The following is a 21,037-nucleotide window of genomic DNA, read 5'->3' as shown; positions in this document are numbered from 1 at the left end:
CCTGTCCGCTTGCTGCGGATACCATTTTGGGATACCAAGTTGGTATCTCATGGACGCAAAGTCTGGCCGCTGTCAATGCGGCACTCCCAAACGTGATCGGCCAGACCTCAGTGCCAGGCCGATCGCCAGCCACGGAACCAACAATGTCGCAGATGCAGAACGTCGAAAAAGCGCTTCGCGAGATGATCCTCGGCCTCGAGGTCGGTCCCGGCGAGCGGCTGACGGAGCGTTGGATCGAGAGCCGCTTCGGCGCCTCGCGCACGCCGGTCAGGGCAGCACTGCTGCGGCTCGAGACGGAAGGGCTGATCTGCCGCGACGGGCGCGGCTGGATGGTGTCGCCGATCAATCTCGCTGAGCTGGAACAGATAGCGGTCTACCGCGAGGCGGTCGAGGTCGCGGCGGTCAGGCTAACCGCGGCGTTAGCCGACAGGAGCGCCGTCGATGTCATCGAGGCGATGCTGGACTCCTGCGACACCGCCACACCGCGCGAGGAATGGCACCGCGTCGGCATGGATTTCCACATCGAGCTGGCGCGGCTCTCCGGCAACGAGTTCCTGTTCAGGGCGGTGCGCGATGCCATGACGCGCTTGTCGCGGGCGCGTTGGCTGGAGGTCCGCGACGAGGCCGCACTCGGCCGTGCCTGGAGCGAACATCACGCTATCCTGGCGGCGGTGCGGGCCGGTGACGCCGACGCGGCGGCAGCGCGGCTTTCCGCCCATATCGTCGGCAGCCGCGACCGTCTGGTGACGTCGTTGCACAATGACCGGCGTGGCCTGCGCGCGAGGGGATTTGCTGTCGTCGCCGCTTGATATCGGTCACGAAAGTGACAGATGTCAGGCGCCATCCGCTTTCGGCCTCGCTTCATGGACGCCGATGGCGTAAGGAGCGGCCATGGAAAACAACCGATTTGAAACACCCGTGACCGTCAAGGCAGCCGCGGGGGGAGCCAACCAGCTCCTGCGCACCGCCCGCGAGGCCTCCGATTACCTGCTCAACAGCTGGCCCGGCAAGCGCAGTCCCAAGCATCGCGAAGCGCTGCAGGCCTGTCATGATGCGCTGGCTGGCGACAAGCCGGCGATGATTGCAAGGCGTGCCTTCATTGCCGCGGCGCGCGAAGTCAATGTCTTCGTCAGCGACAAGGCGGCCTGATAGCAGCGACGCCCGCCCGTTTGCCGGGCCGGATCGCTGCCATTCCTATGGCTATTCCTCAGTCTCTGTATCGGTTTCGGAACCGGCCTCGTCCTCGGGCTTGGAGCGCTCCTTGGCTGCGACCTTGGCGGCCAGCTTCTCCGCCTTCTTGGCGGCCTTCTGCCGGTCGCGCTCCTTGCGTTCCTGACCGTAGTTCGGTGGTCGCGCCATATCGTTTCCTTTCGCTGTGCCTGACCCTGCCTAGAAGCATTGGCCGGCAAACACAACAGCGCCGGGAGGGCAGATGCCAGCGGTTCGGGACTTGCGTGATGGCTAACACAATGGTTTAGAAAAGGCTGCGGGACAGTCACTGGAGCCGCCGCCGACCGATTTCGAATCAAAACGACCGATGGCCACGCTTCAAAGAAACGCACAGAAGCTGATCTATTATGCGCGCAACGCCATGCGCGACATCGCGCCGCCGGTCCTTTTCCGGCGCCGGCTCGGCCGTCTGCTCGATCAGGCAAGGCTTTCCGATGCATCGGTCCGCCAGCGGCTCAACTACTACAACACGCTGCGGGAGCCTTTTACACCCAGCCCCGAGGCTGTGCCGGTCAATCGGCTGCCGTCGGACCGCAGCATGTACTATTACGATCTGAAGGAATTCACCCGTTATTTCGATCCGGGTCTGAGGGTCGACCTGGAATTCGGTGACGTCATCGAAGTGCCGAAGATGCCGTCGATCGTCAAGGACCGGCCGATCATCGGCGACAACGGCAACGGCGTCCTGTTCAAGCTGAACAAGTTCCGCCATTTCCACATGCCGGCCGACGATGTCGCCTTCGCCGACAAGCATCCGCTCGTCGTCTGGCGCGGCGAGCTCAACAATCCGATTCGCACCTTGCTGCTGGAGGCCGTCCGCGACCTGCCTTTCTGCGATGTCGGCACGCCAAGGGCAACGGCACCGGCGGAATATCGAAAACCCTATCTCACCATCGATCAGCAGCGGCGCTACCGCTACATCATTTCCCTCGAAGGCAACGATGTCGCGACCAACCTGAAATGGATCATGAGCTCGAATTCGCTCTGCCTGATGCCGCCGCCGACCTATGAGACCTGGTTCGCCGAGGGTCAACTCGAGCCCGATGTCCATTATGTGCCGCTGGCGCCGGACTTCAGCGATCTTGCCGAACGCGTGCATCATCTCGAGAAGCACCCGGCCGAAGCCCAGCGCATCGTCGCGGCGGCCAACGCCTATTGCCGCAAGTTCGCCGACGAGCGGGCCGAGCAGGCGATCTGCCTGCTCGTCCTCTACAAATATTTCGTGCTCAGCGGCCAGATCGAGCCCGATCCGGAGGTCTGGCGGTTTATCGCGGGCTAACTGTCGGCCTCAGATGACGCTTCGGTCGAGAACCAGATCGGCCGGACCGAACCGGTCCTTCGCCGTGAACTGCTGGTGCCAGTAGGGGTAAAGCACCGGCGGCCGGCTGACGGCATCGAGACGATCGCGTTCCTCGGCGGTGAGGGCGAGTGCCGCGGCGGCGAGGTTATCCGTAAGCTGCGTCTCGTTGCGCGCGCCGATCACCAGCGAGCTGACGGCAGGCCGGCCAAGCAGCCAGGCTAGCGCCACCTGCGCTGCCGAGACGCCGCGCGCCGCACCGATGTCGACGAGAACATCGACGATCCGCCACAGCCGGTCTTCGTCGCGGATCGGCGGTTCCGACCAGCCGGCAAGCTGGCGCGCAGTCGGACTGTCGCGACGGTATTTGCCCGACAGCAGGCCGCCGGCAAGCGGGCTCCACACCAGCACGCCAAGGCCCTGGTCGACCGAGATCGGCAAGAGTTCATATTCAGCCTCGCGCGCTTCCAGCGTGTAGTGGATCTGCTGGGTGATGAAGCGCGGCTGGTGCTGGCTGTCGCTGATCCCCAGCGCCTTCATCACCTGCCAGCCGGAATAATTGGAGCAGCCAACATAGCGGATCTTGCCCTGGGCGACCAGCGTGTCGAGTGCCGCCATTGTCTCCTCGAGCGGCGTCACACCATCCCATTCGTGCAGGAAATAGATGTCGATGACATCGGTCCTGAGCCGCTTCAGGCTCTTCTCGCATTCGCGGATCAGATGATGGCGCGACAGGCCTTCGTCGTTCGGCCCTTTGCCGATCCGCATGCGCGCTTTGGAGGCGATCAGCACGTCGTTTTTGCGCTTGCCGCCGAGCGCCTCGCCGATGATCTCTTCCGACAGGCCGTTCGAATAGACATTGGCGGTGTCGATGAGGTTGATGCCGGCATCGATGCAGGTGTCGATGATGCGCGAGGCCTCCGCGACGTCGGAATTGCCGACGGCGGCGAACGGTCCGCTGCCGCCGAAGGTCATGGTGCCCAGCGTCAGCGTCGAAACTTTCAAGCCGGAACGGCCAAGCGTGCGGTATTCCATGTCGGTCCTCGCAATTTTGGTGGGTGGGGGATTCACGGGAGAAGGGCGGGCAGCCCGAACGGGGTCAGCCATTTGTAGGACAATTTGAACGGCTTGTCGCCATGCCACAGCGATGGATCGGCCATGCCTCGCCGATTTGGGCTGTGATCGAGTGGCCGGCGGCTTGCAATAAAACCGTCATTGCCGGCCTATATCAAGTCGGCTCAGGGTTTCATGTCAGCCGGCAAGCGGAGCAGCAGAAATGACCGAGTTAAAGCAGAATTCTCCAGCCAGGGATTGGCTTGAAGCCGAACTCGCCGACACGCTCGACGAAGACTATGAGCTGGAAATGTCGGAGCCGGCGCTATCGCTGGAGATCGCCAAGATCTACAAGAACGCGCATCCGCCATCGATCGATCGCATGCAGTATTTTCGCGACCTGATCGGCCTACAGTCGGAACTGATCAAGCTGCAGTCCTGGGTCGCCTATCGCAAGAAGAAGCTGGTGGTGATTTTCGAGGGCCGCGATTCCGCCGGCAAGGGCGGCGTCATCAAGCGCATCACCCAGCGCCTCAACCCGCGTATCTGCCGCGTCGTCGCGCTGCCGGCGCCGACCGAGCGCGAGAAATCGCAATGGTATTTCCAGCGCTACGTGCCGCATCTGCCGGCCGGCGGCGAGATCGTGCTGTTCGACCGCTCCTGGTACAATCGCTCCGGTGTCGAGCGGGTGATGGGCTTCGCCGGGCCCGATCAGGTCGAGGAATTCTTCCACGACGTGCCGGAGTTCGAGCGCATGCTGGTGCGCTCCGGCGTCACTTTGGTCAAATACTGGTTCTCGATCACCGACGAGGAGCAGCAAATGCGCTTCATGATGCGTATCCACGATCCGATGAAACAGTGGAAACTGTCGCCGATGGATCTGCAGTCGCGCGTGCGCTGGGAGCAGTACACCAAGGCCAAGGAAGAAACGTTCGCCCGCACCAACATTCCTGAGGCGCCGTGGTACATCGTCGAGGGCAACGACAAGAAGCGGGCGCGGCTGAACTGCATGGATCACCTCCTCAAGCAGTTGCCCTATGAGGAGGTCCCGCACGAAGAAATCACGCTGCCCGAGCGGGTGTTCAACCCGGAGTATGAACGGCAGGTGCTGCCGCGCGAACTTTATGTGCCGGAGAAGTATTGACACGGGAGTGCTAAGGACCGGACGGGCGGCGCTCTTTCGCGCCCCCCTTTGTCCTGCCGGACATCTCCCGCACACGGGGGGAGATCGGATGTCACGCTGGCTTTCGCCAATCATCATCGTTGCAGGAATGGCGCCATCGACGAAGCTGCTAATCTCCCCCTTGTGGGGGAGATGTCCGGCAGGACAGAGGGGGGCGCGAAGGATCACGGCGCAGAAGGCTGCCCCCTAGTGAGAACTACCCCCGCTTGATCGTCACATGCGTGGCAAGCGCCGTCGCGACCTGTTCGGTGCACTGATAGCCAAGCTTCAGCATATCCAACCCGGCAAACAGGTTCTCACCCCTCCCGAGCAGCACCGGCGACACCGCCAGATGCAGCTCGTCGATAAGCTTCTCCTGGAGATATTGCCGGATGGTGGAGACGCCGCCGCCGACGCGGACGTCCTTGCCGCCGGCCGCGGCTTTCGCCTGGTCGAGCGCATCATGGATGCCGCCGGTGACGAAGTGGAAAGTGGTGCCGCCCTCCATTTCGATCGGGTCGCGCTTGTAGTGCGTCAGCACGAAGACCGGCACGTGGTAGGGCGGGTTGTCGCCCCACCAGCCTTTCCAGTTCTCGTCCGGCCACTCGCCGCGGACCGGTCCGAACATGTTTCGGCCGAGGATCCAGGCGCCGACATTGTCGAAGCTGCTGACGGTGAACCGGTCGTCCACATCGGTCGTCCCGCCATCGGCGCCGAGCACCATCTTGCGGAAGGTTCGGGTGCCGATCATCCATTTGTGCAAATCTTCGCCACCGACCCCGAGCGGATTTTGCAGGGTCTGGCCGGGACCGGCGCCGAAGCCGTCGAGCGACAGGGTGAATGCATTGACACGCAGCTTGGACATGAAAGCCTCCGAGATAACCGGTTGTGATTTGCAAGTAGTTGTTTTGTAGCAAACCGATTGCGGATTGCAAGTGGTTTTTAAAATCAAGAAGGATTAGAATATTCTAATCCTTGACGGAAAAAGCCGCCGCGGTACCTTTCGGGAGGCCCTGAGTCGGGAGCGCACGAGATGAAGGCATATCGCGTCGAGAGGATGGACGGGGAGGTCGTTCAGGAGAGCGAGGAGACCCACGCCAGTACACCGTTTGGGGCAGCCGAAAAGGTGATCGGCCGGAAGGTCACCTTGCGAGGCGACGCCTGCAAATGGATTCGCGTGGTTGACCTGACAGACAAGGTCCCCACGCGGCGTCGCCCCAGCATCTACGAGTATCGAGCGCTGGGGCGATAGATCAGCAAATTTGCGGCGCCTATGACGGGAAACTAGCCTCAAGCCGCGGCGCGCTTCGGCATCACCGCAAACGGGCTGAGGCCAAGCCAGGTCTGCATCTTGCCGGCGACGTCAAGATCTCCGGTCAGGCTGATCTTGTCGCGTTCCTTGTGAACCGTCGTCAGCCCCATCCAGATCGAGGTCATGGTGCAGAGGTCCGTCGAGACATAGAGATCGACGTCAAAGCCCGGATCGTACCAGCACAGATCGACATCGCCGTGCTTCTCGACGATCAGCCACCACGAGCGTTTCGACGCCGGCAGGTCGTGATACAGAAACTGTATCACGGTGCGTCCGTCGGGCAGTGGACTGGGGTTCAGATTGCGCCGCATATCCCACATCAGCAGGGACGGATCGAGGTTCTTGAGCGACAGCCTGGCCTCGACCCATTTCTGACCCCAGAAGCCCATCGCCTCGACCACCGGGCGCAAATCCCGGCCAGCCTCGGTCAGCCGGTATTCGAACACGCCCCTTTCGGATTCGATCTCGGTGCGCTCGACGATACCGCCGGCTTCGAGGTCCTTCAGTCGTTGCGACAGAAGGGTTGGCGACATTTTCGGTACGCCGCGGCGCAGGTCGTTGAAGCGGGTCGAGCCCGCCACCAGTTCGCGCAGCAGCACCATGGTCCAGCGTGTGCACAACAGCTCCGCCGCCATGGAGAGCGGGCAGAACTGCTTGTATCCGGCTTGTGTCATGTGGTGATCTCCAAAAGATGTTGCCGGACCTTATTCAGAAAACCTGAGATCAGCCAGTACAGAAGCTGTACTGGGCCGCCCGGTACAGTTTGGTGACTGGAGCGGTGCGGCGCCGTCATGCGAGGCAGCGGTCACGTCGCCGGGCAGTCCGGCGCGGATCCATGAGGAGTTAGACAATGACCGCTTACGTGATCGCAGACATCAAGGTGAAGGACGACAAATGGGTGCCGGCTTACGCCGCTTCGGTGCACGACCTCGTGCACAAGCACGGTGGCAAGTACCTGGCACGCAGCGGCAACGTGAAGACCCTCGAGGGCAAGCCGCTCGACACCAGCCTGATCGCCATCATGGCGTTTCCGTCGGCAAAGGCAGCCGAGGCCTTCACCAACGATCCGCAATACGCCCCGTTTGTGGCGGAGCGCCAGAAGGGCAGCGACAGCCGCTTCCAGCTGATCGACGATACCGATCTGGCCGGAACGATTCCTTATTTGCCCAAGGCATGAGGAACAGCCGGAACCCGGCATGCCCGGGTTCCGGCTATCCTTGGGCAAACCCTGTCCCGGCCGGCAAGACTATTCCATCGACAGGATGAGGTTGCGCACGACGGGATAGATTTCGCGCTCCCAGCGCTTGCCGTTGAAGACGCCGTAGTGGCCTACATTGGCCTGCAGGTGATGGCGCTTGAGATGCGGACGCAGCGACCGGCATAACTCATGAGCGGCAGACGTCTGGCCAAGTGCGCAGATATCGTCACGCCCTCCTTCCACGGTGAGCAGCGCCGTGTTGCGGATCTCGCCGGGATCGACCCGGGTGCCACGGAACGTGAAAGTACCGGTAGCCATTTCCGCTTTGTGGAACACGCGGTCGATGGTTTCGAGATAGAATTCTTCGGTGAGGTCGAGCACCGCCAGATACTCGTCGTAGAAGGTCTTTATTTTCTCGGCCTCGGCTATCTCTCCAGCCGCCAGATGGTCATGGAGCTTGCGGTGAGCCTTGGTGTGGCGGTCCATGTTCATAGCCATGAATGCGGCAAGCTGCAGAAAGCCCGGATAGACACGGCGCCCGCCGCCAGCGTGGCGCCACGGCACGCGGGAAATAACGGAACTCTGAAACCAGGACAGCGACTTGCTGACGGCAAATTCGTTGACCTTGGTCGGGCTCTCGCGAGGATCGATCGGCCCAGCCATCAGCGTCATCGAGCGCGGTGTTGCTGGGTGCCTGTCCTCGGACATGATGGCGACCGCGGCGAGCGCCTGGACGCAGGGTTGGCAGACCGCCAGTATATGTGCGCCCGGGCCGATCGCCTCCAGGAAGCGGATGATGTAGTCGACGTAGTCGTCGACCCCGAAGCAGCCTGCGGCCAGCGGCACGTCGCGGGCATTGGCCCAATCCGTGATGTAAACTTCGTGGTCTGCCAGGAGCGTCTCCACCGTACCGCGCAGCAGTGTCGAGAAATGGCCCGACAGCGGGGCAATCACCATCACCCGTGGTTGGCGCGTATCCATGTCCTTGGCGAAGCGCAGAAGCTTGCCGAAGGGCAGGTCAAGCGCCGTTTCGACGCTGACCGGAACGTCACGATTGCCCACTTTGATGGTACCGATATCGAAATCCGGCCGCGCATGGGTGAGCTTGAAACGACCGATCATTTCCAGGCCGGCGGCCAGGCGCTGTTTCACGCTGTCACCGGAAAGCATGCCACCGATCGTCGAACGGATCAGCTCGGCGAAAAAGCGCGTCGGCGTGATCAGGTCGTCCTGAAGCTGATAGGCCTGGTACAGCATCGAATGCGTCCCGTTCCGAGGCGGCCATGTGGCAGTGCAAAATAACTAGTGCAAATTCTTGTGCATTGCGAGAGGATTGTTGCCGGCAAAGGGCAAGGAGGGTCGACGGCATGACGAGCACGTATGAGTAAGGCCGCCGCGACGAAGGCAGGCCTGACCAACAAGGCCCTGACCAACAAGGCCCCGACCAACAAGGCAACGTTGACGATCTCGTCGAAGAACTATTCCTCTTGGTCCCTGCGTGGCTGGTTGCTTTGCCGCATGGCCGGACTGGAGTTCGAGGAAAAGCGCATAGATATCGATGACCCGGAGCAAAGGCAGGAGTTGCTCCTTTTGTCGCCATCTGTGTTGGTGCCTCGGCTAACCCATGACGAGGTGACGGTGTGGGACACGCTGGCGATCGCCGAATATCTGGCCGAGACCATGCCAGGCGCGGGACTGTTACCCGCAGACCGTGTCGCGCGCGCACACTGCCGAGCGGTGTCTGGCGAGATGCATTCGGGATTTCACAATTTGCGCTCGGCGCTGCCAATGAGCCTGAAGGCCAGGCACAAGAGCTTCAAGATTTTTTCGGGCGCGCGGCCGGATGTCGAGCGGATCAAGGCAATCTGGTCTGAATGCCTGAAGACCTATGGCGGTCCCTGGCTGTTCGGTGCGTCGCCAACCGTGGCCGATGCGATGTACGCGCCGGTCTGTACCCGTTTCCGTACCTATGCCGTCGAGCTCGAAGCGCCACTTGCCGCCTATTGTGAAACCGTCTTTGCCTGGTCCTTGATGCAGGAATGGACGCAGGACGCATTGAATGAACCCGAGGATATCATCGAACTGGACGTCGAATTCTAAGCGCAGTCGGAGACGGCTGGCGCGACACCGGCCGGGCATTGGTCGAACCAACTATCCCTTCAGCATCTGCGCCACTTCGGGCGCAAAGTAAGTCAGAATGCCGTCGCAGCCGGCGCGCTTGAAGGCGAGCAGCGATTCAAGCATCGCCTTTTCGCCATCGATCCAGCCATTGGCGGCGGCCGCCTTGATCATCGAATATTCGCCCGACACCTGGTAGGCGAAGGTCGGCATCTGGAACTCGTCCTTCAGCCGGCGGATGATGTCGAGATAGGGCAGGCCGGGCTTGACCATCAGCATATCGGCGCCCTCGGCGATGTCCTGCTCGGCCTCGCGCACCGCTTCGTCGGAATTGGCGTGGTCGAGATAGTAGGTCTTCTTGTCGCCCTTGAGCAGGCCGGCGGTGCCGACCGCTTCGCGATAGGGGCCGTAGAAGGCGGAGGCAAATTTCGTCGCGTAGGACATGATCGCCACATCGGAAAAACCATTGGCGTCGAGCGCGTCGCGGATGGCGCCGATGCGGCCGTCCATCATGTCGGACGGCGCGATGATGTCGGCGCCGGCCGCCGCCTGGATGACGGCCGCGGCTGTCACCTGTTCCACCGTCTCGTCATTGACGATGATGCCGTCGCGCAAGATGCCGTCATGGCCGTGCGAGGTGAACGGGTCGAGCGCGGCATCGGTGATGATGCCGATCTCCGGCACCGCGTCCTTGATGGCGCGGGTGGCGCGGTTGATGATGTTTTCGGGGTCGAGGATGTGCGATCCCGTCTGGTCGCGCAGCGCAAGCTCGACATTGGGGAAGGTGGCGATCGCCGGAATGCCGAGCTTTGCCGCGCGCTCAGCCTCCTTGACGGCGAGGTCTAGCGAGAGGCGAAAGACGCCGGGCATGGCCGCGATCGGCTCGCGCGTGTTCTTGCCGTCGATGACGAAGATCGGCCAGATCAGATCGTCGACCGAAAGCCGGTTTTCCTGCACCAGGCGGCGCGACCAGTCGGCTTTGCGCATGCGCCGCAAGCGGCGGCTGCCGGTGATCTCGTCGACGCTGCGCGCGCCGGCGGGCTTTGCCGACGCGAACTTGTTCGTCGCGGGGGTGAATTTGTTCATCGCCATAACTCCGGATCGCGCGGCTTTTACCACGAGCCCCGCCGCCATTTGAGGCGGCTTTTACCACGAGCTTCTGCCGCTGACCAATGCGACACGATTGTGCCAGCGCCGTCTACGCCTTCGGCGGCCAGGCCAGCTCGGGGCCGGTTTTGAAGAATGATACATTGTTGGTGAAAATGCTCTCCGGTGCGAGCCGGATCAGGCGCCCGTTCGGATGGTCGATGTCGGCCACTGTGTCGATGAACCAGCGGTTCCAGTTCGGCTCCGGACCGAGATATTTGTGCAGCAGCCGTTTGAACCGTTCCGGATCCATCGGCTCGATGGTGGCGGCGCCGCGCAGGCCGAGATGTAGGAGAATGCCGGCCTCATTGTCGAAATGGACGATCTCCACCGCACAGCGCGGGTTGCGTTCGAGATGTTTGACGGCGCTGGCCTCGGTTGAACCGAGCAGCCAGATCGCATCATCGTCCCAGATGAACCACATCGGCGCGTTACGCGGCGCGCCGTCCGCGGCCACGGTCGCCAGATTGGCCATCAGCGGGCGGCGGAGCACATCGTCCGGGTCGAACTTTTTCGGCATCTCCCAGCCCGGCGCCGCGGTTTCAAGCGTCATGCGTTTGTCCTTGGATCACAACACCGACTGGGTGCTGAGATGGTGTTTCGCCGGGAATTTTGCCCGCATTTTTGCCTGGGGCAAAGCACGGTCGCGTTCCACTGCAAAATCCAAACCGACCGCTTCCGGTTGACGCACCCATGCGCCACCTTTAGCACTTCAGTCCCGCAGGCGCGGGGAGGGAATCTCTGACGATGGATTTTGGCGGCGGCGACGAGATTCGCTTCGAACGGTTGGGCAAGGCAGGCGTCGTCACGCTGACGCGGCCGCAGGCGCTCAATGCGCTGACGCATCGCATGATCAAGGCGTTGGAGAAGGCGCTTGACGCCTTTGAGCGCGATGCCGGCGTCGATGTTGTCATCGTCAAGGCCGAGGGCAGGGCGTTTTCCGCCGGCGGCGACATCATGCACGTCTACGAGGCGCGGGCGGGAAAGCCGCCGGTCGACTTCTTCGCCGATGAATACCGGCTCAACGCCCGCATCAACAGTTATAAAAAACCCTATGTCGCGCTGATCGACGGCATCGTCATGGGTGGCGGCGTCGGCATCTCGTTCCATGGCTCGCAGCGCGTGCTGACCGAGAACGCGCAGTTCGCAATGCCCGAAGTCGGCATCGGCTTTTTCCCCGATGTCGGCGGCAGCCATCTTCTGCCGGGCCTCGGCGGCAGTTTTGGCATGTATCTGGCGCTCACCGGCAACCGCGTCCGCTATGGCGACGCGCTGTGGTCGGGCCTGGCCACGCACACCATCAAGGCTGCTGACCAGGCAGCCATCCTCGACCGGCTCTGCGCCAATGGCGATCCGGAATCGGTGCTGCGCGGCTTTTTCGTGCCGGCCAGGCGCGAGACCGGCCAGTCGGTGCTGGAAGCCATAGCCCGCCATTTCGCCCAACCCTCGCTTGCCGATATCATTGCCAGCCTGGAACGGGCGTCCGGCGCCGACGAATTCGCCGCCAAGACGCTGGCCACCATCCGCACCCGCTCGCCGACCAGCCTCAATGTCGCCTGGCGCCAGATCAGTGCCGGTCTGACTTTGTCGATGGAAGCCTGCATGAAGATGGAGTTCCGCATCCTCAACCGCATGCTGGCCGGTCACGACTTCTACGAAGGCATCCGCGCCGTCATCGTCGACAAGGGCTCGACGCCGCAATGGCGGCCGGCAAGCCTGGCTGAGGTCGACGCAGCCTCGGTCGACGCCTATTTCGCGCCGCTCGAACGGGAGCTCGATCTGTGAGCGAGGTCACGTCGCGGCGCATCGTGCTGCAGCCCTCGGGCGTCGAAATTATCTTCGCCTGGTTCCAGCGCGTCATAGCCGGCTACTGCCTGTTGTTCGGCATCCTGTACTGGATCCGGCTGATCGGCTTTTATCCCGGCGCGCTCTGGCGCTTCGACCTGATGCCGGTGCACTGGCAGGTCGCAGCGGTGATGCTGGCCGTGTTCTTTCCCTTCGCCGCAGCGGGCCTCTGGATGCTGGCGTCCTGGGGCCCGGTGATCTGGTTCATCTGCGCGGTGACCGAGACCATCATGTATGCCGGCTTTCCCGATCTGTTCGGCCACCGGCCGTTGATCCTGTTTTCGCATGCCGCCGTGGCGCTGCTTTACATCGTCTTTCGCGTCGTGATCTGGATGCAGAAGCGCCCCGCGCGCGCCTGAAACGGCGCCCCGCCGCCGTTGGCTAAATCTTTAGGTTAATTATCCTTGCTCGGGTGACCGTTCGTTAAGCGTCTTCCGAAACCTATTACCGGTAAGCTCTTGTTAGCCCTAGCGTTTAAGTCGAATTTTATGAGTATTCGATAGTGTCGCGATCAAGGTGAAAAACAAAAAATCACCAGGCGACAAACGAGAGGCAAAGACAATGATCAATTCGCGTCCGGCGGCGAAGACCGCCAACGTATCCGACGATCGCCGCGAGGCAATCCGTTCGCTTTACATGGAATCGCTGCAGCTGGTGGAGCGTCTGCATCGCCGTCTGCTTGACGTGATCAAGGACGAGTTCGACCGCAACGGCCGCTCCGACATCAACGCCATCCAGGCGTTGCTTCTGTTCAACATCGGCAACTCCGAGCTGACCGCCGGCGAACTGCGCTCGCGTGGCTACTATCTCGGCTCGAACGTCTCCTACAATCTGAAGAAGCTGGTCGATCTCGGCTTCATCAACCACCAGCGCTCGCGCATCGACCGCCGTTCGGTCCGTGTTTCGCTGACGCCCAAGGGCAATGAAGTGGCCGACGTCGTCGCCGGCCTCTATGAGCGCCATGTCGGCTCGATCGAACAGGTCGGCGGCATCAACAGCGAAGAGTTCAAGCAGATGAACCGCGCGCTGCAGCGCCTGGATCGCTTCTGGAACGACACCATCGCCTATCGGATGTAAGGCATCCCGGGCAGCAAAATCGGAGCCGCGCCAAAAAGAAGCGCGGCCGGGGAAGAAGGAAATCAAGGACCGGCGCCAGGGGCACCGGTCCTTTTTCTTTGCATGAAGCCAGCGGGTCCAAATTCAACCCAAAACCACTTTGCGGCCATAGTGGTGCTTGTGTAAAGAATGGCAACTTACCATATTTGGTTGACGGGAATTCAGGGCTCAGCAATGACGACCCTGGGTATTACCATTGGAGATGTTGGGGCGTGGTTGTTCGCCTTTTGGCTCTGCGTTGATTGGGTTTTCAATCTCGATTTGCTCACGGAGGCTTACATGAAAGCAACGTTCAAAACTGGTATGGAGACGCTCGCGGTACTGTGGGGCCTGCAAAGGTGAGCGACCACGCCATCCAACAAGAATCTGGAAACTGCCCAAAGGTCGGCTGAGAGCGCCGCGAGGACGGCTAAAGTCCGTCCCCCCACACCAATTTTAAGGCCCCGGCTTGCGCTGGGGCCTTTTTCGATATGGCTTTTAAGCCGCCACCTTAGGCTTGGCGGCTTTCTTCGTTCTCGGCGCTGGTATCTTTGCAGAAAATATCAGGTGCTCGAAGTAATCCTTCTCGAACTTAACATCTTCCAGCAGGGCCTTGCGGACTGACGCTCGTGCGGCATCGCCAGCCCATTCGACTGCTGCTCTTGGTTTGGGCTTCAAGTTTGCGATGGTCATTGAGCCGTGAACGATGCCGCCTCGCGCACTTAACGCGGCTAGCATCTGTCGAAAGGCGGTGTGGCGTTGGGCGGCCGTGCTGTAGAGGAACATTGCCAGCCTCACACCGATCTTGTGAGACAGGCCGCCGGGCAATCCGCCCAAATTGTCACCGTACATCGCCTCGAGGGCGACGATGTGGTCGATGAACTCGTCCTCCAATCCAGAGCGCTCGACAGCCGTGTAAACCCTGTCGAGCGCGATTCTGACGGGGTTTGGCAGGTCGGTGCGAGCAACCTCCTCGATAAGATCGCGCAATGCGCTGTAGTCGGCTTCAGCTAGGTTGTAGTTAGTCTCAGAAATGAAGGGGGTGGACCATGGCGAGCTTCCACCACCGTGCGACGATAAACGACCCGGTCCAGCGCGGATTATCTTGGTGAAAGGGATAGCTACCTTTCCGGGAGCCAGAACCCGCAAAGCCCGGACGGTTGGATAGATCTTGTTTTGCCAAGAGCCTGTATCGGGTTTCTCACCTACGAACGAATGCTCCTTGTTCCACTCAAGGGCATATGGCCAAATGTTGAACATGTCGAAGGGGCCGCCGTCTTCGAAAACCTTGCCTATTCGATAGGCATCAACTTCACTGTATCGGCGTATAATCATGCCATTGCCGCAGTCGATTTCGGGCTGTGTCGAGTTAAAGCCAGCCAGCGGGCTCCAGCCTCGTACCATGAAGACCTTGCGGTTGATGCAGTCAGCGAGATTAGCGGAGATTTGGGTCGTTAGCTCTGGACTTATCGCTCGCAAGGGGTGCGCTTCCATATGGCTGCGCAGGACTTCGTGAGCGATGTAGATGGGATCGAGTAAGGCTTTTTCGTTATCCGCCGGCGTCTCTGCAAAGAGGGCGGCATATGCTTCCTGTTGCCGGAGAGCGTTGGCGAAAGCGACAAAGGGTGGAAACTCTTCGGTCTTGTAGAGAACCCTTTGCAGATTCGGAGTACTGATTTGCGTGTAGCTTTTCTGGTTGATCCCTGGCATCACGTCGATGTCGCCGATTGACCATGCGACCGGTACGCCAATCTCGCCAAGGCGCTTGAAAGCGTCGGCCAAAAGGTCGGTGATTAGCTTTTCCATATACCCATCCCCAGAGAACAGACCGCAAGGCTATCGTCGCGGTGTACAACTATCCATCACTCACCGACGGCAAAGGATGCGGGAACAAGCCAGCCACATGCCGGTGCCGAAAAGCACCGGCCCTTCCTTTTCGTCACTCCGGCCAATCCAAATTCTACCGACAGCCACGTTGCCGCCATATTCCCGGTGAAAGCGATGATGCGGGAGATGCTGCAGTGAAAGCCTCACAAGGCAAGTGGTCACCCGAACTCGCATCGCCCCCGCGCGTTTTCACGGCTAAGTGATGCAGGTCATGGTTGGCTAATTGTTAACAGTGCCAACTTTAGAGTGCGGGCGATATCGTCCAATGATCGTGCAAGTAGCCGAACGCTACGCGCCAAACGCTACAAGCCAAGTGCTACAAGAATGTCTGGAACGTCGATGAGAACCAGCCGCCGCCTTTTCCTTTCCGGAGCCTCCGCGCTCGCCGTCGCCATGGTCGCCAATGCCGCCAGCGCGCAGGACGTCATCGACGATATCCTGAAATCCTCGGCCCGCGGCAATTGGGACGACCAGTTCGACGCCCGCGCTAGTGAGGGCGGCAAGGTCGCCTCGACGCTTCCGATCTTCAGCCTGCAGACGGTCGCCTTTACCGAACAGGCAGTGGCGCAGTATCAGAACATTGTCGCCCAGGGCGGCTGGGGCGAGGTTCCCGCGACCAAGAAGCTGCAGCTTGGCGTCGACGATCCAGATGTCGTGCCGCTGCGCAAGCGGCTGATGATTGCGGGCGACCTGGCGCAGAGCGCCGGCATTTCGACGTCGTTCGATTCCTATGTCGACGCTGCGGTCAAGCGCTTCCAGGCGCGTCACGGCCTGCCGGCCGACGGCGCCATGGGCAAATACACCTACGCCGCGATGAACGTTTCGGCGCAGATTCGGCTTGGCCAGTTGGAGACCAATCTCCAGCGTCTTCGCGAAAAGGCCGGCACGCTCGGCAGTCGCTATGTGCTGGTCGACATCCCGGCGGCACAGATCGAGGCGGTCGAGAACGACCGCGTCGTGCTGCGCCACACCGCAATCGTCGGCAAGATCGACCGCCAGACTCCGGTGGTCAATTCCAAGATCAACGAGATCATCGTCAATCCATACTGGAACGCTCCGGTCTCGATCGTGCGCAAGGACATCATTCCGCTGATGCGGAAGAACCCCGACTATCTCAAGGACAGCCATATTCGCCTGTTCGCGCCTGATGGCAGCGAAGTCGACCCGATGAATGTCGACTGGTCGACGGACGATGCCGAAAAGTACCGCTTCCGCCAGGATCCGGGCTCCGGCAATGCCATGGCCTCGGTCAAGATCAATTTCCCGAGCCCGGACGGCGTCTACATGCACGACACGCCGCAGCAGAGCCTGTTCGGCAAGATGATGCGCTTCGATTCCTCGGGCTGCGTGCGCGTCCAGAACGTGCGCGATCTCGTCACCTGGATCCTGCGCGACACCCCCGGTTGGGACCGCCAGCATTTCGAGGCGACCATCAAGACCGGCGAGAACACGCCTGTGCAGGTCGTCAACCCGGTGCCGGTCCACTTCCTCTATCTGTCGGCATGGTCGACGGGTCCGGGCGTTGTGCAGTTCCGCGACGATGTTTACGCACTCGATGGCGCCAGCGAACTGCAGATCACATCTTCGCTGTAAGTACTTGATATAATTAACGAAAGACCGCCGGTAAGGCGGCCTTTTTGTTTCGCCGCCCTGACTGGTCTCCGCCTATATGAGCCGCTGGTTCACCAGCCTCGCCACCGCTTGGGCGCCTGATCGCCGCCCGCGGCTGGACGGATCGACGGCAATTTCGCATGGTCCGAAAAACAGCCGGAATCGTGCCATGCAGGTCGCTGTCTTCATCCTCACCGTGCTCGTCTTCGTCGCTCTTTCCGGTGCACTGGTGCGGCTGGTGCGAGTGCCACTGCCGGTGCTGCAGATTGCCATCGGTGCAGCCCTCGCCTGGCCGGTGAAGGGCATTCATGTCGAGATCGACCCCGAACTGTTCCTGCTGGTGTTCATCCCGCCGCTGTTGTTCGGCGACGCCTACGGCGCGCCCAAGCGTGAGCTGATAGCGCTGCGCGGACCGATCCTCGACCTTGCCATCGGGCTGGTCTTCTTCACCATTGTCGGCTTCGGCTATGCCTTGCACTGGCTGGTGCCGAGCGTTCCCCTGGTCGTCGCCTTTGCACTTGCCGCTGTCCTGTCGCCGACCGATGCGGTGGCCGTCTCCTCGATCGTCGACAAAAACCTGGTGCCGGCGCGGCTGATGCATATTCTGGAAGGCGAGGCGCTGCTCAACGACGCATCGGGCCTGGTCATGTTCCGCTTCGCCGTCGCGGCTGCATTGACCGGCAGCTTTTCCTTCGCCAATGCGTCGCTGTCGTTCCTCTATGCCGTCGCGATCGGCATTCTGGCCGGGGTAGCGGCCTTGTTCATCGCCGCCAGGTTGCTGCAGTTGTTGAACCGCATCGGCGGCGTGCCGGCCGAGGTGCAGGTTTTGGTCATGGTGTTGCTGCCGTTCATTGCCTATCTCATCGCCGAGCATCTGCATGCCTCGGGCATTCTGGCGGCGGTTACCGCCGGGCTTTTGACCGGCGGCTCCGGCGTGTTTCGCTTCCTCGGCGTTTCGGCCCGCATACAGACGATATCGCTGTGGAGCACTTTGTCCTTTACCTACAACGGCGCGCTGTTCATCGTGCTCGGCCTGCAACTGCCCGACATCATTCGCCGCGTACCGCCCGAACTTACCGGCCACTACCCGATCCTCCAGCCGATCGCGACGGTGATTGCGCTGACGCTCTGCCTGATTGCGCTGCGCTTCCTCTGGATCTGGGTCGGCGATATCGCGGCGGGCATCAAGGCGCGGCTGGGCAAGCGCAAGGCCGAGCCGTTCGGCATGCGCGTGCGGCTTGCCGGCTCGGTGGCCGGCGTGCGCGGCGCGATCACGCTGGCTGGCATCCTGTCGCTGCCGCTTGCCATGCCGGATGGCTCACCCTTTCCTGCGCGCGACCTCGTGATCTTCCTCGCCGCCGGCGTCATTATCTGCTCGCTGGCGATCGCCAGTGTGGCGCTGCCGAAGATAGCGCGCGGGCTGGTGGAACCGGGTGAGGATGAGGGCGCCATCGAGGAGCGTCTGGCCCGTGTGGGCGCCGCCAAGGCGGCGATCGCCCGCATCGAGAGCATGGCGGGCGCCAGCGACGACGACCAAGGCGAGGTGCCCGGCGCTCGGCTTGCCGCCGCCGAAAACATCGTCGCCGGCTATCGGCGCCGCATCGCCACCTCCGACGAGGCCGATGAAGCCCGGGCCGAGGCCCGCGAGGCCGGGCGGCTGGAGCTCGAAATGCGGCTCGCCGGCATCGAGGCCGAACGCACGGCCGTGCGCGACATGTTTCGCAGCGGCGCGATCAACGACCACACCGCGCGATCGCTGTTTACAGAGATCACACTCACCGAAGCCTTGCTGCAAGGCCGGCAGGAGCGGAAATAGCGGGTTCAGGGCCGCTCTGCCGCAAACCGGCCAGCAAATTTCGCGCCGCAAACGTGGCGAGGTCAAAACAACTGTGTTAATGGCGCGGCAATGCATGTCGCCCGGAACTGCGCAGCGGTTTTGCGGTAGCGATATGCATAGATAAATTACCCCGAACCGGAGGATTTCAGGCCATGGCAACAGCAGCGGCAGCGTCGAACAAATTCGAATCCTTCTTCGAAACCACGCTGGAAGATGCCGATCCGGAAATCTTCGGCTCCATCCGCAACGAACTCGGCCGCCAGCGCCATGAGATCGAGCTGATCGCCTCGGAAAACATCGTTTCGCGCGCCGTGCTCGAGGCGCAGGGCTCGATCATGACCAACAAATATGCCGAGGGCTATCCGGGCAAGCGCTACTATGGCGGCTGCCAGTTCGTCGATGTCGCCGAGGAACTCGCCATCGAGCGCGCCAAAAAGCTGTTCGGCTGCAACTTCGCCAACGTCCAGCCGAACTCCGGCAGCCAGATGAACCAGGCCGTGTTCCTGGCGCTGCTGCAGCCAGGCGACACCTTCATGGGCCTCGACCTGAATTCCGGCGGCCATTTGACCCACGGTTCGCCCGTCAACATGAGCGGCAAATGGTTCAAGGTCGTCTCCTATGGCGTGCGCAAGGAAGACCATCTGCTCGACATGGACGCCATCGAGAAGACCGCGCACGAGACCAAGCCGAAGCTGATCCTGGCCGGCGGCACCGCCTATTCGCGCGTCTGGGACTGGAAGCGCTTTCGCGAGATCGCCGACGCGGTCGGCGCCTATCTGATGGTCGACATGGCCCACATCGCCGGCCTCGTCGCCGGCGATGTGCACCCGTCGCCATTGCCGCATGCCCATGTCGTCACGACAACCACGCACAAGTCGCTGCGCGGTCCGCGCGGCGGCATGATCCTGTGCAATGACGAGGACATCGCCAAGAAGATGAACTCGGCCGTCTTCCCTGGCCTGCAGGGCGGCCCGCTGATGCATGTCATCGCCGCCAAGGCGGTAGCCTTCGGCGAGGCGTTGAAGCCGAGCTTCAAGCTCTATGCCGAGAGCGTCGCCGCCAATGCCAAGGCGCTGGCTTCGAGCCTCAAGGAGACCGGCCTCGACATCGTCTCCGGCGGCACCGACAACCATCTGATGCTGGTCGACCTCAGACCCAAGAACGCCACCGGCAAGCGCGCCGAGGCGGCGCTCGGCCGCGCCAACATCACCTGCAACAAGAACGGCATTCCCTTCGATCCGGAAAAGCCTTTCGTCACGTCGGGCGTTCGTCTCGGCACACCGGCCGGCACCACGCGCGGTTTCGGCCAGGCCGAGTTCCGCGAGATCGGCAAGCTGATCGCCGAAGTGCTGGATGGGCTGAAGGTTGCCAATTCCGACGAAGGCAATGCGGCTGTCGAGGCGGCGGTGAAGGCCAAGGTCGTGGCGCTCACCGATCGTTTCCCGCTCTATCCCTATCTCGGTTGACCGCCAGCGGCGCTTCGTCTTTTATCCCGCGCTCTGCGCCGCTCCTGTTCGGGCGGCGCGGCCTGTTGGAGATTTGAAGATGCGCATGTTCCGTCCTGCCATTCTGGCTCTTCTCGGCTCGCTTGCCGCTTTCACCGTGTCAGGCGCGGTTGCCCAGGAGCAGACGCAGCCGAGCACGGATATGCCGGCCACCAACACCTTTGGCAGGTGGACCACCATTATCGATGCGCTCGACACCGGCCAGGATTCGCACAAGACCTGCGCCGCCTCCACAGCCTTTGTCGACGGTAATGGCAATGCCGGTACGCTGACGCTTTCGATCTCGACAGGCGACGCCCTGCCGCCCGATGCCTATCCGGCGATCATGATCACGGTTGCCAACAAGGACCTGCCGACCGGCAAGAAGGTGGCGGCGACCTTTGGCGACCCCGGCGTCAAGGTTTCCGCGACGGTCTATTCCAACGATGCCGCCGGCCGCCCGAGCTGGACGGTCGACAACCAGGCCAAGACCAGCCTGGCGCTGCTGCGGGCCATGCGCCAGGTCATCTCGCTCGATGTGACGTTCGGCAAGCAAGCCGTCGCCAGCATTCCGATGGATGGCTTCACCAAGGCCTACCGCAACCTCGGAACGTCCTGCGGCTTCCCGACCAAGGACGTCGCGCCCTGACGTCTCTGGCGCGGCTGGCAATTTTCCTCGCGCCTCGCTATCTCTGAGGGCACGAGCGGTCGTTGCCGAACCTTTGCCCGTCCCGGCAAAAACCTCTAAGCCTCTCGTTCCGC

At 61.8% G+C, this 21,037-nt stretch carries 22 protein-coding genes; 14 read left to right on the top strand and 8 right to left on the bottom strand.

From position 1 onward, the window contains the following. Window positions 1–143 precede the first annotated feature (143 nt). Window positions 144–809 carry a GntR family transcriptional regulator gene (locus H0241_RS26385; RefSeq protein ID WP_181060762.1) on the top strand — a complete coding sequence of 222 codons (666 nt, stop codon included), beginning with the start codon at window positions 144–146 and terminating at the stop codon, window positions 807–809. Between the two features lie 82 nt (window positions 810–891). After that, entirely contained in the window at window positions 892–1,149 is a 258-nt protein-coding gene (locus tag H0241_RS26380; protein ID WP_181060761.1) for a DUF982 domain-containing protein, read from the top strand. A gap of 51 nt (window positions 1,150–1,200) precedes the next feature. Here H0241_RS26380 and H0241_RS26375 read toward each other — a convergent pair whose 3' ends face one another. Continuing rightward, window positions 1,201–1,359, bottom strand: coding sequence for a hypothetical protein (locus H0241_RS26375; protein WP_181060760.1), 159 nt, complete (start codon window positions 1,357–1,359; stop codon window positions 1,201–1,203). 178 nt (window positions 1,360–1,537) lie between these two features. On the opposite strand from H0241_RS26375, the gene H0241_RS26370 reads away from it, so the two are divergent. Beyond that, window positions 1,538–2,509 carry a glycosyl transferase family 90 gene (locus H0241_RS26370; protein WP_181060759.1) on the top strand — a complete coding sequence of 324 codons (972 nt, stop codon included), beginning with the start codon at window positions 1,538–1,540 and terminating at the stop codon, window positions 2,507–2,509. Window positions 2,510–2,518: 9 nt separating this feature from the next. Here the strand turns inward: H0241_RS26370 and H0241_RS26365 are convergent, their stop codons facing one another. Continuing rightward, window positions 2,519–3,562 (bottom strand): aldo/keto reductase, encoded by a 1,044-nt coding sequence (locus H0241_RS26365; RefSeq protein WP_181060758.1) that lies wholly within the window; start codon window positions 3,560–3,562, stop codon window positions 2,519–2,521. Window positions 3,563–3,803: 241 nt separating this feature from the next. On the opposite strand from H0241_RS26365, the gene ppk2 reads away from it, so the two are divergent. Then, entirely contained in the window at window positions 3,804–4,724 is a 921-nt protein-coding gene (ppk2, locus tag H0241_RS26360) for a polyphosphate kinase 2 (RefSeq protein WP_181060757.1), read from the top strand. 235 nt (window positions 4,725–4,959) lie between these two features. Here ppk2 and H0241_RS26355 read toward each other — a convergent pair whose 3' ends face one another. Then, window positions 4,960–5,607 (bottom strand): dihydrofolate reductase family protein, encoded by a 648-nt coding sequence (locus H0241_RS26355; protein WP_181060756.1) that lies wholly within the window; start codon window positions 5,605–5,607, stop codon window positions 4,960–4,962. Between the two features lie 168 nt (window positions 5,608–5,775). Here H0241_RS26355 and H0241_RS26350 point away from each other — a divergent pair, with 168 nt between their 5' ends. Then, entirely contained in the window at window positions 5,776–5,994 is a 219-nt protein-coding gene (locus H0241_RS26350) for a hypothetical protein (RefSeq protein WP_181060755.1), read from the top strand. Between the two features lie 38 nt (window positions 5,995–6,032). Here H0241_RS26350 and H0241_RS26345 read toward each other — a convergent pair whose 3' ends face one another. Beyond that, the gene (locus tag H0241_RS26345; protein WP_181060754.1) at window positions 6,033–6,728 is read right to left on the bottom strand and encodes a winged helix-turn-helix transcriptional regulator; all 696 of its coding nucleotides are present in this window, start codon (window positions 6,726–6,728) and stop codon (window positions 6,033–6,035) included. 176 nt (window positions 6,729–6,904) lie between these two features. On the opposite strand from H0241_RS26345, the gene H0241_RS26340 reads away from it, so the two are divergent. After that, the gene (locus tag H0241_RS26340; RefSeq protein WP_023693250.1) at window positions 6,905–7,231 is read left to right on the top strand and encodes a DUF1330 domain-containing protein; all 327 of its coding nucleotides are present in this window, start codon (window positions 6,905–6,907) and stop codon (window positions 7,229–7,231) included. A 69-nt stretch (window positions 7,232–7,300) separates the two neighbouring features. Here the strand turns inward: H0241_RS26340 and H0241_RS26335 are convergent, their stop codons facing one another. Continuing rightward, on the bottom strand, window positions 7,301–8,509 hold the full coding sequence (locus H0241_RS26335; RefSeq protein WP_181060753.1) for a polyhydroxyalkanoate depolymerase: 1,209 nt from the start codon (window positions 8,507–8,509) through the stop codon (window positions 7,301–7,303). Between the two features lie 123 nt (window positions 8,510–8,632). Here H0241_RS26335 and H0241_RS26330 point away from each other — a divergent pair, with 123 nt between their 5' ends. Then, complete coding sequence (locus H0241_RS26330) at window positions 8,633–9,352, top strand: glutathione S-transferase family protein (protein ID WP_181060752.1); 720 nt, start codon at window positions 8,633–8,635, stop codon at window positions 9,350–9,352. Between the two features lie 51 nt (window positions 9,353–9,403). Here H0241_RS26330 and hemB read toward each other — a convergent pair whose 3' ends face one another. Together hemB and H0241_RS26320 are read right to left on the bottom strand one after the other, a co-directional pair. Beyond that, window positions 9,404–10,456, bottom strand: coding sequence for a porphobilinogen synthase (hemB, locus tag H0241_RS26325; RefSeq protein ID WP_181060751.1), 1,053 nt, complete (start codon window positions 10,454–10,456; stop codon window positions 9,404–9,406). A 112-nt stretch (window positions 10,457–10,568) separates the two neighbouring features. Then, window positions 10,569–11,069 carry a pyridoxamine 5'-phosphate oxidase family protein gene (locus H0241_RS26320; RefSeq protein ID WP_181060750.1) on the bottom strand — a complete coding sequence of 167 codons (501 nt, stop codon included), beginning with the start codon at window positions 11,067–11,069 and terminating at the stop codon, window positions 10,569–10,571. 194 nt (window positions 11,070–11,263) lie between these two features. Between H0241_RS26320 and H0241_RS26315 the strand changes: the two genes are divergently transcribed. The 3 genes from H0241_RS26315 to ldtR all read left to right on the top strand — a co-directional run bounded on the left by H0241_RS26315 (window position 11,264) and on the right by ldtR (window position 13,438). After that, window positions 11,264–12,301 (top strand): enoyl-CoA hydratase/isomerase family protein, encoded by a 1,038-nt coding sequence (locus H0241_RS26315; protein ID WP_181060749.1) that lies wholly within the window; start codon window positions 11,264–11,266, stop codon window positions 12,299–12,301. After that, window positions 12,298–12,720 (top strand): DUF6163 family protein, encoded by a 423-nt coding sequence (locus H0241_RS26310; protein WP_181060748.1) that lies wholly within the window; start codon window positions 12,298–12,300, stop codon window positions 12,718–12,720. Before H0241_RS26315 ends, H0241_RS26310 begins: the two co-directional genes overlap by 4 nt. Window positions 12,721–12,922: 202 nt before the next feature. After that, window positions 12,923–13,438: a transcriptional regulator LdtR gene (gene ldtR, locus H0241_RS26305; protein WP_142869475.1), complete on the top strand. Its 516-nt coding sequence runs from the start codon at window positions 12,923–12,925 to the stop codon at window positions 13,436–13,438. Between the two features lie 516 nt (window positions 13,439–13,954). On the opposite strand, the gene H0241_RS26300 is transcribed toward ldtR, so the two are convergent. Beyond that, entirely contained in the window at window positions 13,955–15,262 is a 1,308-nt protein-coding gene (locus H0241_RS26300; protein ID WP_181060747.1) for a HEPN domain-containing protein, read from the bottom strand. 420 nt (window positions 15,263–15,682) lie between these two features. Between H0241_RS26300 and H0241_RS26295 the strand changes: the two genes are divergently transcribed. The 4 genes from H0241_RS26295 to H0241_RS26280 all read left to right on the top strand — a co-directional run bounded on the left by H0241_RS26295 (window position 15,683) and on the right by H0241_RS26280 (window position 20,924). After that, window positions 15,683–16,936 carry a L,D-transpeptidase family protein gene (locus H0241_RS26295; protein WP_181060746.1) on the top strand — a complete coding sequence of 418 codons (1,254 nt, stop codon included), beginning with the start codon at window positions 15,683–15,685 and terminating at the stop codon, window positions 16,934–16,936. Window positions 16,937–17,123: 187 nt separating this feature from the next. Then, window positions 17,124–18,770, top strand: a complete 1,647-nt coding sequence (locus H0241_RS26290; RefSeq protein WP_181060745.1) for a Na+/H+ antiporter — start codon at window positions 17,124–17,126, stop codon at window positions 18,768–18,770. A 173-nt stretch (window positions 18,771–18,943) separates the two neighbouring features. Beyond that, the gene (gene glyA / locus H0241_RS26285) at window positions 18,944–20,257 is read left to right on the top strand and encodes a serine hydroxymethyltransferase (protein WP_181060744.1); all 1,314 of its coding nucleotides are present in this window, start codon (window positions 18,944–18,946) and stop codon (window positions 20,255–20,257) included. Window positions 20,258–20,336: 79 nt separating this feature from the next. Then, window positions 20,337–20,924: an invasion associated locus B family protein gene (locus tag H0241_RS26280; RefSeq protein WP_181060743.1), complete on the top strand. Its 588-nt coding sequence runs from the start codon at window positions 20,337–20,339 to the stop codon at window positions 20,922–20,924. Window positions 20,925–21,037 lie beyond the last annotated feature (113 nt).

Source organism: Mesorhizobium neociceri, assembly GCF_013520985.1.
GTDB classification, from domain to species: Bacteria; Pseudomonadota; Alphaproteobacteria; order Rhizobiales; family Rhizobiaceae; genus Mesorhizobium; species Mesorhizobium neociceri.
Note: the sequence above shows the minus strand (reverse complement) of the source record. Positions and strands in the feature narration are given on the sequence as shown.